The sequence below is a fragment of the Brevundimonas sp. DS20 genome (assembly GCF_001310255.1).
Classification (GTDB): domain Bacteria; phylum Pseudomonadota; class Alphaproteobacteria; order Caulobacterales; family Caulobacteraceae; genus Brevundimonas; species Brevundimonas aurantiaca.
On the sequence record NZ_CP012897.1, the window covers coordinates 1,889,607 to 1,903,435 of the forward strand.

Below are 13,829 nucleotides of genomic sequence, written 5' to 3' on the forward strand. Positions count from 1 at the left end.
TTCAGGAAACGGCGGGACGGCGCCGGATCATCGGCCGCACGGCTCGATCGAGCAATACGGCGAAGACCAGGCTCAGGCCCGTCAGGGGATAGAGGAGGGCGAGGGGCAGGACGATGCCCAGGACGGCGGCGCGGATGCGCGGTCCGGGCGGGGCGGGCGGGGCGCCCAGCCGAAGGCGCGACAGGTTGGGCGGGCGGCGCTTCCACCACATGACCAGACCGCTGATCGCCAGCAGCCAGACGCCGATACAGCCCAGCAGCATGATGATCCGGTTCACCTGCCCGTACTGTGTGCCCTGGTGGGTGTAGACGCCCCATTCGATGGTTTTGGCGCCGACGCCGAACCGGTCGTAGCCGAGGTCGGCCAGCAGACGCCCCGAGGCGGCGTCGATGTACAGGGACCGGCTGTCCTGAACCCGGCGGGCCTGGGTCGTGATCGTATAGGCCGTGCCGCCGGCGGCGGGGATGTTGACGGCGTATGGCCGGTCTAGACCGGCGTTGTCGGCGGCTTTCAGCACCCGATCCAGGGAGCCATGGCCCGCGTGGTCGTGGGTCATGACCATTCCGTCCATGGCCCAACCGGCGCCGATGGGTTGGTCATGATGTTCGGCCCTTTGCCAGGCTCCCGCGACAGGCGCGGGCGGGCGGCCCAGACCGCTGGACTTGACGGCGTCCATCACCGTGTCGCCCCAGAAGGCCGACCAGGGCATGCCGGTGACCGCCAGGAACAGCACCACACCGCCGACGTAAAAGCCCGTCAGGGCGTGCAGGTCGCGCCAGAAGGGGCGGCGTCGGGCGTCGGTCGTTCGGAGCGAGACGGTCGCGACAGCCCGTCCACGCGGCCACCACAGATAGAGGCCCGTGGCGAACAGGATGATGGTCCAGCCCGCCACGATCTCGACCAGGATGTTGAACGGCCGCCCCAGCAGGGTCAGGCTGTGGGTCTTCTTGACCAACTCCATAAAGCCGCCGGCGGGAATGACGCCGGTGACGCGGCCGGTGTGGGGATCGACGAAGACCGTCTTCTGCACCCCGTCGGGTCGATCCACGCGCAGGCGAACGGCCTGGTCCGCCTGGGCGGGCAGGACCAGATTGGCGACCCGACCGCCGTCGGCCGCCTGGGCCGCCGACGTCAGCCAGGTTTCCGGCGCGGTCTGGGTTTGGGCCGCCGGCACGCGGATCATGTCCCGATAAAGGGCTCCGTCGATCTCGTCCTTGAACAGATAAAGCCCACCCGTCAGGGCCAGCAGCATCAGCACGGGCATGACGAAGACGCCGGCGTAGAAATGCCAACGCCAGACGGCGCGGTAGGCGCCGGACAGATCCTCCGGCGCCTGGGTTGTGGCCTTCCCGGCCATCAGTAGCTCATCCTGACGCCGACATAGGCCGAGCGGCCTTCGCCGGGGAAGAAGACGGCCTTCGAGACGCTGGCGAGGCTGGCGTCGGTGACGGCGCTGAAGTTGGAGACATAGGTTTCGTCGAACAGATTGCGCACGTCTGCGAAGACAGTCAGTCCATCCCGCACATCCCAGCCCATGTTCAGGTTCGCCACCGTATAGCCGGGCGACTTCAGAGACGGCGTATTGGCGTAGTCGACCCAAGAATCCGCCATTGACCATTCCACGCTGGGCGCCACGAACCAGCCTGCGGTGTGGTCATACCTCAACTCGGCCCGGTAAAGGTGCGGCGGCACGACCGGCAGATGGCCGTCGCCATATGTGCTGTCTCCGTCGAAGAAGAAGTCCGAGAAGGCATAAGTCTGGCGCAGGCGCCACTGCGGCGCGATCCGCCAATCCAGCCCGGCCTCAATGCCCTGGTGAACGGTCTCTTCGGCGTTGAAAGTGACGGTGGTGCCGAGCGTCGGGTTCGACACATAGTTCAGCAGTTCGTGGTCCAGGTCGGCGCGATAGGCGGTGACGTCCCAGGTCACCGGCCCTCGGCGACCGCGCGTGCCGATCTCCCAGGTCACCGCCTCCTGCGGGACCAGGGGCTGATAGCCGGCGGCGGTCGGCGACAGGGCCGAGAAGTTGGGCGGCTCGACCGAGCGGGTGACATTGGCAAAGACCTGATCGCCCTGCTCGTTTTCCCACAAAAGGCCGGCGCGGGGGGCGAACCAGTCGAAGCTCTTGTCGACGGTCAGGTCGATCGTGCCGGAGACGCCGGGGACCACATAGCTCTGATAGTCCCGCTCGGCGCGGCCCCAGGTTCCCCCGGCGACCAGGGCCAGGCGGTCGGTGACGAACAGCCGCCCCTCGCCGAAGACGTCCAGCCCCTTGCCGTTCTGGAAGCTGCGGGCGCGCAGGCCGTTCTGCTGTCCCGCCAGATTGCCCCATTGTTTGGCGTCCAGATCGCCCTGACGATACCAGGCGCCGTAGAAGGCGTCGGCGCGCAGGCCGAAGACCTGTCCCTGCCAGTCGAACCGTCCGAAGGCGCCGTAGTTGCGGCTTTCCTGATCGATCACCTGGAAGATGGGGTGGTCCAGATCCTTCCAGGTTCCATAGATCGCGCCCTCGAACACGGTGGACGGATCCAGCCGCCAGCGCGTCTGCACCGTCGTGCGGACTGATTGCATATTGCGCTGATAATTCAGGGTGATGTTGCCTGGGTTGGCCGCTGTTGGGTCGGTCAGGGCGCCCGACAGGCTGACGCTGCCGGGGATTTCCTGATGGATGTCGCCCCCCGAGACCAGCAGACGAACCTCCCGGTCCTGGCCGAAGCTGCGGCCGATGTTGGCGGACAGGTGCAGGGACTTGCCCTCGCTCTGTTGACGCCAGCCGTCCACGCTCTGGCCCGTGACGGCGGCGAAGCCGTCCCAGTCGCCGCGAACGCCCGCCACCTCAGCATGGGCGCGCACCGTGCCATAGGAACCGCCGTCCAGCCGCAGGTTCAGGTTCGATGCGGCCGTGCGCCCGGTCGGGGCGACTAGATTGACCGCTCCGCCCAGCAGGGCGCCGCCGAAGCGCAGGGCGTTGCCGCCCTTGTACACCTCGGTATAGCGGGCGATCAGCGGGTCGATCAGCTGGAAGTCGCCGAAGCCGTCGGCCTCGTTGAACGGGACCCCGTCCTGGGCCAGCAGGGTGCCGCGGTTGTGGCTGGAGTTGCCGATGCCGGAGCCCCGGATCGAAAGCCGGATGTCGCCGCCCCACTTCTTCTGGGCATAGACGCCCGGCGCGTCGCGCAGCACGTCGGCGAGGTTGGGCGCATAGCGGTCGGCGTAGGATTCGGCCGAGACGACGGCGACCGCGCCCGGCGTGCGGGCCAGACGCTCCCGCGCCTCGGCGACGACGGCGGGGTCGTCGGCGTTGCGGCGGGCGGTGACGATGACGGTGTCGAGGACGGCGGGCTCTGACGCCTGTTGCGCCAGGGCGGGGCTGGCCCATCCGGTCGTGGACAGGGCGGCGAGCAGCAGGGCGCAGGGCGCCGCAGTGGTCTTGAGAGACATGATGATCCTGAAGTCAGAACGGGAAAGGGCGCGCGAGCGTGGGGCCGGCGCGGGCTTCGGGTCTGGTTCAGGCGTGGGGTGGGGCGGTGGACGGCGGACGCGGCGGCGCGCGGGCCGGCGGCGGTGGGCTGACACGGGCGGGCGTATAGACGACGGTCTCGACCGTGCGGAGGACCGGCGCGGGTTCGGGCGCGGGCGGGACGGGCAGGGCGGCGGCCAGGGGCACGACGCAGGCCGCGCACTTGGCTCCCAGATGTTTGTTGACCGGGCCGTCCATGCCGCCGGACTGGATGGTCTGCGGCCCTTCTGCGGAACAGATGACCAGAGGCTGGCCCGGCTGGGCCGCCGCCAAGGCGCCGAACGGCAGCAGACTTCCGAGCACGATGGCGAAGACCGCCGCCAGGAAGGCGAGCGACTTCGATGTCGACCAATGATCGGCCTCGGAACGGTTCACGCCTCGCCTCTACGGCGTTTCGCCAAGGGCGTACAGGCTACAGTTCGCCGCGCGCCGCCTGTCGGGGGCTGAACTTGGGCGCCGGGGCCAGGCGCATGACCTCGCCCTGATAGCGTTCGTCGTCGCCGGCGACGGCGAAGGGCAAAGCGTCAGCGCAGGCCTCGAGCAGGGCGTCCAGCCAGGGCTGCTCCGCCTTGTGGAAGTCGCCCAGGACGTGGGGCATGACCATTTCCTTCTCGCCGGGATGGCCTATGCCCATGCGCGCGCGACGGAAGTCCGGTCCCAGGTGGCTGATCAGCGAGCGGATTCCGTTCTGGCCCGCCGCCCCGCCGCCGGTCTTCATACGGAAGCGGCCGGGGGCAAGGTCGATCTCATCGTGGAAGACGATGATCTCGCTGGGCTTGATCTTGTAGAAGCGCGCGGCCTCGCCGACGGCCCGGCCGCTCTCGTTCATATAGGTCTGGGGCTTCATCAGCAGAACCTTGACCGGCCCGTTCGCCGTATCGACCTGGCCTTCGCTGACGATCGACTGGAACTTGGCCCGCTCGGGGCCGAAGCGCCAGCGCCGCGCGATCTCGTCGGCGGCCATGAAGCCGATGTTGTGGCGGTTTTTCTCGTATTTGGCGCCCGGATTGCCCAGGCCGGCGATGATGATCATGGCGCTCCTCATGCCGTTTGCGTCGCGCAAAGAAAAGCCCCGCCGCGGCGAGCCGGGCGGGGCCTGATCCGGTCGATGCGACGAAGGCTCAGCCTTCGGTCGTCTCGGCCTCGGCGGCTTCGTCGGCGGCGGCCGACAGGGCGGCGGACGAGACCTTGATGGTGGCGATCACGAAGTCGCGGTCGGTGATGGTGGGCTGCGCGCCCTTGGGCAGGGCGATGTCCGAGATGCGGATGGTGTCGCCCATCTGCGCCTTGGCCAGATCGACCACCAGTTCTTCCGGAATGCTGTCGGCCTTGACCAGGATTTCAACGGCGTGACGGACGACTTCCAGCGAACCGCCCTGACGGGCGAACGGCGCTTCGTCAGCGTTCTTGAAGTGCACGGGCACTTCGATCTTGACCGGGGCGTGCTCGTCGACGCGCATCAGGTCGAAGTGCAGGGGACGGTCCGACACCGGGTCGAACTGTACGTCCTTGGCGATGACCGGCTGGGTTTCTTCGCCGTACTTCAGCGTCACCAGATGGCCCAGCAGCTTGCCGGTGTAGAGCGACTTGCGGAAGTCCTTCTCGTTCACCGAAAGGGCGACGGGGGCCTTGTCGCCGCCGTACAGGACGCCCGGCACGAAACCGGCGCGACGGGCGGCGCGGGCGCCACCGGTGCCGACGCCTTCGCGGACGTCCACGTTCAGAATGATCTCGGCCATCTGGCTCGCCTCAACAACAACGGAAACACCGCGCCAACCCTGGGCCCGCGCGGCGGGGGTCATGAACCCTCGAATTCAAGAGCGCGGGCTATTACACGCATCATGACGGATGTGCAACCGCCTGAGACCGGATCGGGGACCGCTCAGCGGAATCACGCCGCCTGAGCGTCGATCTTCGGCAGGGCGGCGGGGTCGATGACGATCGCCAGCAGTTCGGCGGCGTTGAACGGCTTGGCCAGATGGTGGTCCGCTCCGGCCGAGCGACCCGCCGCCACATGTTCAGGCATGGCGTTGGCCGTCAACATGACGATCGGGGTTCGCGCCGACCCGGTCGCGCTTTCATGCAGTCGAATCTCCCGGGTGGCGGTCAGGCCGTCCATCACCGGCATCTGCATGTCCATCAGCACCAAGTCAAAGCTGCGAAGACGGAAGGCGTCAACGGCCTCTGCGCCGTTTTCGACCATGCACAGCTCGACCGAGGTCTGGGCTAGAATCAGCTCGATCACCCGACGGTTGGTGGGATGGTCGTCGGCGACCAGCACCCGCACGGGACGGCGCAGGCGAGCCGGCGTTTCAGGGTCGGCCTGGGGTTCGCTCTGGGCCGGAGCGTCGCAGACCGACAGGGGCAGGGTCAGTATGAAGGCCGAGCCGCCCCCGGGCTCGCTTTCGCAATCCAGGTCGCCGCCCATCATCTCCGCCAACTGGCGGCAGATCGACAGCCCCAGGCCGGAGCCGCCGAACTTGCGCGTAATGCCGCCGTCGGCCTGTTCGAAGCGTCGGAACAGACGCTCTCTCGTCGCTGAGTCGAAACCGATGCCGGTGTCTTCGACGGTGAAGCGCAGGGTCGGCCCACGCGCATGGTCCGCTCCACGCTGGACGGTCAGGCCGACAAAGCCCTGGCTGGTGAATTTGACGGCGTTGGAGATCAGATTGGTCAGGATCTGCTTCAGGCGCACGACGTCGCCCCTGACCCAAAGCCCGTCTTCGACATCGATGTCCACATGGAAGCCGAGGTGCTTCTCGCGGGCGTTCTCGGCATAGAGCTGGGCCGCCTCGCGCACCGCGCCAGCCAGTTCGAAGGCGTCCTCAGTCAATTCCAGCCTGCCCGATTCGACCCGCGCCAGATCCAGAATGTCGCTCAGCAGGGTCCGAAGCGTCTGGCCGGAGGCTTGCATCAGATCCAGGATTTCGCGCTGCTCGGCCGTCAGTTCCGTCTTGGCTAGAGCCTGGGACAGGCCGATGACGCCGTTCAGCGGGGTGCGAATCTCGTGGCTCATATTGGCCAGGAACAGGCTCTTGGCCACATTGGCCGCCTCGGCCGCGTCGCGCGCCTCGCCCAGGGCGCGGGCGTCGTGCTTCAGGTCGGTGATGTCGTTGCAGACGGTGACGGTCCCACCCTCCGCCGTCCGGCGGTCCTGGATCCGCAGCCAGCGGTCGCCAGCCACCTGCTGCTCAATGAAGGAGGATGCGGCGCGGCGCGCCCTCAGCCGCTCGGCGATCCACTCGTCCTCGCGCCCGATGGCGTCGTCATACCGCCCTTCGTCCATGCCGATCCGAATCAGGTCCAGGAAGGGGGTCCCGACCTTTAGAAGCGGCCCCAGTTCCGGGTTCACCTGGGCATAGCGGGCGTTCCACAGCACCAGTCGATCGTCGGCGTCGAAGAAGGCCAGGCCGTCCGGCATGGCTTCGACCGCCTCGCGGATGCGCGCCAGGGCTCCCGCCCGCGTCATATAGGCCATGACCCCGATCACCCCGCCCGTTCCGCCGACGGCCAGAAAGACGAGGATGATCAGGGGGCGCATCGCCTCTGGAGACAAGGCGGCCTGCCGTCCCGCCGCCGGATCGGGCGTCACGCTCAGCGCCGCCGTACCCATGACATGGAGGAACATGATGGCGGCGACCGCCCCGCCGGCGCTCAACAACAGGCGAGGAAGGCTGCCCCGACGATGCAGGAAGGCGGTTGCGCCCGCGATGGCCATGCCGCCGACGATAGACAGAACCACCAGATCGGACCGCCACTCCATCCGACCGGACGCCTGGAAACCCACCATGCCCAGATAGTGCATGGCCGCCACGCCGGACAAGGCGATCAGCCCCGCAAACGTCCGCCACAGCCGTCCTCGCGCCAGGGCCACGACGACGGCCAAGCCGATCATCGCCATAGCCAGTATGCTGGACCCCAGGGCCAGGCCGACGTCATAGGTCCCGCCCAGGCGGGCGGCCAGCGCCTTCATGGCCAGGACATGGGCCACCCAGGTCGTGAGCGAGGCGACGATGCCGGCGGCGACGGCGAGCCGCCAGCGCGTCTTGACGTCCCGCCGGCGTGTCAGCTCGATCAACTGCAGGGTCGACGCCATTCCCGCAAAGCAGAAGGCGACGGCGAGCAGGCTGAGCCGCCAGTCGTGACCGTACAGGACCGCGTCCATCGTCCGAACCAAGGAAGTTCCCCCTTTGGCGACAGCCTGCCTAAAACTCCTAAACAAACCGTGCGGTCAGGCTTGGAGAAATCGCCGGTCCTGTCGGCGCGGCGTCACAAAATCCGTGCAAGGATGGGATTTACCCAACCGTTCGAGCGAGTCTCGCGCCGCCCATGTCCTATGATTCCTCGCCTTCGCCGGTGGCGCCGACCTCGACGTCTCGACTCTGGACGGTCGGCATCAGCATCGCGATCGCGGTGGGGGTTCTGCTGGGTCTCGCCTTCGTCCATCCTCAGATCGCCGGATGGCTGGTCGGCGGGGCGGTGGTGGTGGCCGGATCGGCCTGGCTGCTGAACGCCCAGTCGCCGGCGCCGGCGCCGACGCCGACGCCGGAGGGCGCGCCGGCGGACGGGCCGACCGATCCCGTCACCGCCGACCTGCTGGACCGGGTGTTCGAAAGCCTGGACGATCCTGTTCTGATCGTCAGCGGCGGCGAACCGGACGACATCGCCGGTCGGCGCATCGTGATGGCGAACAAGGCCGCGCGCGACCTGTTGCGGATTCATCGTCAGGGCGCGCTGCTGGTCCAGGTGATCCGTGAGCCGGGGGTGCTGGAAGCCGTGGACGAAGCCCTCTTCGGCGACGTCTCGCGCACGACAGACTACACCACCGGCGGGCAGCGGGACCGGCGCTGGCGCGCCTGGACGCGGCCCTTGTCCACCGAGGCGGGGGAGGGGCGCGATCCCCTGGCCCTGGTCGTCCTGCGCGATGAGACCGCCGCGCGCCGCACCGAGATGATGCGCGTCGACTTCCTGGCCAACGCCAGCCACGAACTGCGCACGCCGCTCGCCTCGCTCAGCGGCTTCATTGAAACCCTGAAAGGTCACGCGCGCGACGACGCCGCAGCGCGCGACCGATTCCTGGACATCATGTCGGCCCAGGCGGATCGCATGGGACGTCTGGTCGCCGACCTTCTGTCGCTCAGCCGGATCGAGCTGAATGAACATATTCCGCCGTCAGGCCGGGTCGATCTGGATCGCGCGGCGGCCGACGTGGTCGACGCCGTCAGCATTCTGACCCAGGCGAAACAAATCGTCGTGGCCCTGGATCGCGGGGAGACGCGCGCCTCCATAAACGGCGACCGCGACGAAATCCTCCAGGTCGTCCAGAATCTGCTCGACAACGCCGTCAAATATTCGCCTGCCGGGGGAACGGTGGAGATTTCGGTGCGCTCGGACCTGTCGTTCGACGAGGCCTGGTCGTCCCGCATGCCGGGCGCGACCCGGCTGCCGCTTGTCACGCCGGACCGGGCTGCGGGCGTCCTCTATGCCGCCGTCACCGTGCGCGATCACGGGCCGGGCATGGCGCGCGAGCACCTGCCGCGACTGACCGAGCGATTCTATCGGGTCGAAGGTCAAAAGAGCGGCGAGCGCCAGGGCACCGGACTGGGTCTGGCCATCGTCAAACACATCGTCAATCGCCACGAGGGCGGTCTGGTGGTGGAGAGCGCACCGGGTCTGGGCGCCGCATTTACCGCCTGGTTCCCCATGGTGGTCGAACGGCGGGATGTTCGCGCCGCCTCCTGATCGCCGCGCCGCGCCGCCTGCGCTGTTATGGAACTGTCATCAAGTCGTCTTATTCCGCTGACCATTCGCGGGCAGTAGTCGCGCCGCGTAGCCGCCGGATCGCCGGCCTTCTTTCGATTCGCGCCTGACCGCCTCGGACCCGGAATGATCTGGATTTACCTACTGATCCTCGTCGCGCTCAGCGTCGCCGCCTATCTGGGCGGTCGCGCCCTGGCCGTCCGCCGCGCCGTCGGGGCCAAGCCGCATTCGCGACCCGGACAGCATGGCGCCTACGCCCTGATCTGGGTCGCCGCGCCGGCCCTGCTGGTTCTGGTGCTGATGAGTCTGTTCTCGGCGCCCCTGGAGCGGCAGCTGACCGCAGTGGACACGCCGCCGGAGGTGGCCGCCCTGGATCCGTTCCGTCGCGACGCATTCTTCGCCGACGCCCATCGCCTCGGTCGCGGCGAGCCCGCCCTTCAGATCTGGGAACGGCCCCTGGCCGAGCAGCTCCCGGTCGAAGCGCGCCGCATGGTCAGTATCGAGCGCACCTTGAAGTGGGGCGGGGGACTGGCCGCCGTCCTGGCCGCCGTCCTGGGCGGTCTGTTCGCCATGACCCAAATCCGTCCCCAGACACGCGCGCGCAACCGGGTGGAAGGCTGGGTGTACGGCGCCCTGTTCGTCTGTTCCGCCATCGCCGTTCTGACGACGATCGGCATCATCGCCTCCCTGGCCTTCGACTCCTTCCGCTTTTTCCAGCGGGTCCCGATCTTCGACTTCCTGTTCGGAACCCAGTGGAGCCCCCAGATCGCCATCCGCGCCGACCAGGTGGGATCGACCGGGGCCTTCGGCGCCGTGCCCCTGTTCGCGGGCACCCTGCTGATCATGGCGATCGCCATGTGCGTGGCCGCGCCGATCGGACTTCTGTCGGCCATCTATCTGTCGGAATACGCCGGGCGCGGCACGCGGGCGGTGGTCAAGCCGCTGCTGGAGATTCTGGCCGGGGTGCCGACGGTGGTCTACGGCTTCTTCGCCGCCCTGACCGTGGGGCCGCTCCTGCGGGTCTTCTTCAATGAAATCGGGCTGTTTCTGATCGGCGGACCGCTGGACGGCCTCGGTCATTATCTGGCCCTGGTGCAGAACCAGATGGCTCTGACGGCCGGCGCTGTGATGGGGATCATGCTGATCCCCTTCGTCTCCTCCCTGTCGGATGACATTCTGAACGCCGTGCCCCAGACCCTGCGCGACGGCTCCTTCGCCATGGGCGCCACCAAGTCGGAGACGGTGAAGCGGGTTCTTCTGCCGGCCGCCCTGCCGGGCATCGCCGGCGCCCTGCTGCTGGCCATGTCGCGCGCGATCGGCGAGACCATGATCGTGACCATGGCGGCGGGCCTTGCGGCCAACCTGACCTTCAATCCGCTGGACACGGTGACCACCGTCACGGTCCAGATCGTCACGCTGCTGACCGGCGACCAGGAGTTCAACAGCGCCAAGACCCTGTCGGCCTTCGGCCTGGGGTTGACCCTGTTCATGGCGACCCTGGTGCTCAACATCGTCGCCCACCGCATCGTGCAGACCTATCGGGAACAATATGACTGACGCGACCTCCGATCGCCTCGCCGGCGCGACCGACAGGACGCGGCTGGACCGACTGCGCGCCGGGCTGAAACGACGCCACGCCAAGGAGGCGCGGTTCAAATGGTATGGCCGTCTGGCCATCGCCGCCGCCGTCCTGTTCCTGGCGATCCTTCTGGTGCGGATCGTGGAGCAGGGGCACACCGCCTTCTACACCCATACGGTGACCGTCCCGGTCTATATGGACCCGGCCCGCGTGGATCGGGCCTATCCTCAAGGGTCCAACTTCGAGCAATTGGCCGCCGAGCAGCAGCTGGCGCGCTGGGGCGTTCAGGACGACGCCGCCGGTCGCGCCTCGGCCGAAATGCGCGGCCTGTTCTCGTCCGAGCTGAAGTTCGTCGCCGCCGACCTAGTCGCCAAACGCCCGGACGTCATCGGCGAGACCGTGCCCCTGGCCGCGCCCCTATCGGACGATGCGGACCTGTATCTGAAAGGCGAGATTTCGAAATCGACCCCTGAAGACCAGCGCCGTCTGACGGATCGGCAGATCGCCTGGTTGGAGCGGATGCAGGCCGAGGGGGTGGTGGGGGCGCACTTCAACACCGCCCTGTTCACCAACGGCGACTCGACCCAGCCGGAACTGGCGGGCGTGCTGGGCGCGGTGGTGGGTTCGGCCCTGATGCTGATGGTCACCGCCCTGATCGCCATTCCGCTGGGCGTCGGCGCAGCGGTCTGGTTGGAGGAGTTCGCGCCCAAGAACAGGCTGACCGACATCATCGAGGTCAATATCAACAACCTCGCAGCCGTGCCCTCGATCGTCTACGGCCTGTTGGGCCTGGCGCTGTTCATCAACTGGATGCACCTGCCGCGCGCCAGTCCCCTGGTCGGCGGCCTGGTCCTGGCTCTGATGGCCCTGCCGACCCTGGTCATCGCCACCCGGTCCTCGCTGAAGGCGGTGCCGCCCTCGATCCGGGAGGCGGCCCTGGCCATGGGCGCCTCGCGCACCCAGACGGTGTTCAGCCACGTCCTGCCCCTGGCCATGCCGGGCGTGATGACCGGCGCCATCATCTCCATGGCCCACGCCCTGGGCGAAACCGCGCCCCTGCTGCTGATCGGCATGGTCAGCTTCGTGCCGGGCGTACCGCACGCCATCGACCAGCCGGTCGGCGCCCTGCCGTCGCTGATCTACATTTGGGAAAACGCCTCTGAACGCGCCTTCCACGAACGCACGGCTGCGGCGATCATCGTTCTGCTCGTCTTCATGATCATCATGAACGCGGCGGCTATCATCTTGAGGCGGCGCTTCGAGCGCCGGTGGTAAGAGCATGAAAACTCGCATCTTCCGTTCTGCTGAAGACCAGACCGGCGCCGGGACGGCCGATCCGACCGACGCCGTGCGCATGGGCGGTCAGGTTCTGCCTGCGGCCGTGAGTGAAGCGTCTGAAACGGCTGGCGACGCGGACCGGATCGAGGCCGCCGCCGAATCTTCGCGCCAGGCGGATCAGACGGTCGTGGCTACGCCGCCCACCGGCCCGATCAAGATCGCCGCGCGCGACGTTTCGGTCTTCTACGAGGGCAAACAGGCCCTCTTTGAGGTGTCGCTGGACATACCGGACAAGACGGTCACGGCCCTGATCGGTCCTTCGGGCTGCGGCAAGTCGACCTTCCTGCGCACCATGAACCGCATGAACGACACCATCTCCGGGGCCAAGGTCACGGGGCGGATCGCCATGGACGGCGAAGACATCAACGACCGCTCCATCGACCCGGTCCTGCTGCGCGCGCGGGTCGGCATGGTATTCCAGCGTCCGAACCCCTTCCCCAAATCGATCTACGAAAACGTCGCCTACGGCCCCAAGATCCACGGCCTGGTCTCGGCGAAGTCCGAGATGGACGGCGTGGTCGAAAGCGCCCTGAAACGCGCGGGCCTTTGGGATGAAGTCGCCGATCGCCTTCAGTCCTCGGCCATGGGCCTGTCGGGCGGCCAGCAGCAGCGTCTGGTGATCGCCCGCGCCATCGCCGTGAACCCCGAAGTGATCTTGATGGACGAGCCCTGCTCGGCGCTTGATCCCATCGCCACCGCCCGGATCGAAGAGCTGATCGACGAACTGCGCGAGCGGTTCTGCATCGTCATCGTCACCCACTCCATGGCCCAGGCGGCCCGGGTGTCGCAACGCACGGCCTTCTTCCACATGGGGCGTTTGGTCGAGACCGGCGACACCGAAGACATCTTCCAGAATCCGCGCGAGCGGCGCACCCTGGACTACATCACGGGACGCTTCGGCTAATGAACCAGCACACGGTCAAGGCTTACGGCGACGAGCTGAATCAGATCACGGCCGAGATCGCCCGCATGGGCGGTCTCGCCGAGGCCCAGGTCGCAGATGCGATCGACTCTGTCGCCCGGCGCGACATCGCCCTGGCCCGCGCCGTGGTCGAGCGGGACCTCAAGCTCGACGCCCTGCACCGTGACATCGAAAAGAAGGCCATTCGCCTGATCGCCCTGCGCCAGCCGGTCGCCAGCGACCTGCGCCGCACCCTGGGCGCCATGAAGATCGCGACCGACCTGGAACGCACCGGCGACCTGGCCAAGAACATCGCCAAGCGCGCCCTGATCCTGGCCGAGGGCGAGCCCATGCAACCCCTGACCCGGTCGATCGAGCGGATGGGGCGGCTGGTCTCGACCCGGCTGCGGGACGTGCTGGACGCCTATACGGCCTCAGAGCTGGATCGCGCCGTCGCCGTCTGGCAGACCGACGACGAGGTCGATGAGCATTACAACGCCCTGTTCCGCGAACTGCTCACCTATATGATGGGCGACCCGCGCACGATCGGGGCCTGCACCCATCTGCTCTTCATGGCCAAAAACCTGGAGCGGATCGGCGACCACGCGACCAATATCGCCGAGACCGTGCACTACGAAATCACCGGCGAAGACATCGTGGGCGAACGCCCGCGCGCCCAACCCACGGCCGAAGATTCCGATCCGACGCCGAACCTTTCGACGCACTGACCC

11 protein-coding genes are annotated in these 13,829 nt (G+C 67.6%); 5 read left to right on the top strand and 6 right to left on the bottom strand.

The window, feature by feature from the left end:
* Nucleotide 1: 1 nt before the first annotated feature.
* The 6 genes from JL11_RS09110 to JL11_RS09135 all read right to left on the bottom strand — a co-directional run bounded on the left by JL11_RS09110 (nt 2) and on the right by JL11_RS09135 (nt 7,697).
* A complete protein-coding gene (locus JL11_RS09110) occupies nt 2–1,357 on the bottom strand; it encodes a PepSY-associated TM helix domain-containing protein (RefSeq protein ID WP_054765392.1) in 1,356 nt (451 codons plus the stop codon).
* Complete coding sequence (locus JL11_RS09115; protein ID WP_054765393.1) at nt 1,357–3,441, bottom strand: TonB-dependent receptor family protein; 2,085 nt, start codon at nt 3,439–3,441, stop codon at nt 1,357–1,359. The genes JL11_RS09110 and JL11_RS09115 overlap by 1 nt, the downstream gene beginning before the upstream one ends.
* Before the next feature lie 67 nt (nt 3,442–3,508).
* Complete coding sequence (locus JL11_RS09120; RefSeq protein ID WP_054765394.1) at nt 3,509–3,895, bottom strand: DUF2946 family protein; 387 nt, start codon at nt 3,893–3,895, stop codon at nt 3,509–3,511.
* A 37-nt stretch (nt 3,896–3,932) separates the two neighbouring features.
* Nucleotides 3,933–4,553 carry an aminoacyl-tRNA hydrolase gene (gene pth / locus JL11_RS09125; RefSeq protein ID WP_054765395.1) on the bottom strand — a complete coding sequence of 207 codons (621 nt, stop codon included), beginning with the start codon at nt 4,551–4,553 and terminating at the stop codon, nt 3,933–3,935.
* Between the two features lie 88 nt (nt 4,554–4,641).
* A complete protein-coding gene (locus JL11_RS09130) occupies nt 4,642–5,259 on the bottom strand; it encodes a 50S ribosomal protein L25/general stress protein Ctc (RefSeq protein ID WP_054765396.1) in 618 nt (205 codons plus the stop codon).
* A gap of 152 nt (nt 5,260–5,411) precedes the next feature.
* Complete coding sequence (locus JL11_RS09135; RefSeq protein WP_227975894.1) at nt 5,412–7,697, bottom strand: hybrid sensor histidine kinase/response regulator; 2,286 nt, start codon at nt 7,695–7,697, stop codon at nt 5,412–5,414.
* 152 nt (nt 7,698–7,849) lie between these two features.
* On the opposite strand from JL11_RS09135, the gene JL11_RS09140 reads away from it, so the two are divergent.
* The 5 genes from JL11_RS09140 to phoU all read left to right on the top strand — a co-directional run bounded on the left by JL11_RS09140 (nt 7,850) and on the right by phoU (nt 13,826).
* Nucleotides 7,850–9,262, top strand: coding sequence for a sensor histidine kinase (locus JL11_RS09140; RefSeq protein WP_054765398.1), 1,413 nt, complete (start codon nt 7,850–7,852; stop codon nt 9,260–9,262).
* 144 nt (nt 9,263–9,406) lie between these two features.
* Complete coding sequence (gene pstC, locus JL11_RS09145) at nt 9,407–10,837, top strand: phosphate ABC transporter permease subunit PstC (RefSeq protein WP_054765399.1); 1,431 nt, start codon at nt 9,407–9,409, stop codon at nt 10,835–10,837.
* Complete coding sequence (gene pstA / locus JL11_RS09150) at nt 10,830–12,134, top strand: phosphate ABC transporter permease PstA (protein WP_054765400.1); 1,305 nt, start codon at nt 10,830–10,832, stop codon at nt 12,132–12,134. The genes pstC and pstA overlap by 8 nt, the downstream gene beginning before the upstream one ends.
* Before the next feature lie 4 nt (nt 12,135–12,138).
* Nucleotides 12,139–13,101, top strand: coding sequence for a phosphate ABC transporter ATP-binding protein PstB (gene pstB / locus JL11_RS09155; protein ID WP_054765401.1), 963 nt, complete (start codon nt 12,139–12,141; stop codon nt 13,099–13,101).
* A complete protein-coding gene (gene phoU / locus JL11_RS09160; RefSeq protein WP_054765402.1) occupies nt 13,101–13,826 on the top strand; it encodes a phosphate signaling complex protein PhoU in 726 nt (241 codons plus the stop codon). Before pstB ends, phoU begins: the two co-directional genes overlap by 1 nt.
* The last annotated feature ends 3 nt before the right edge of the window (nt 13,827–13,829 follow it).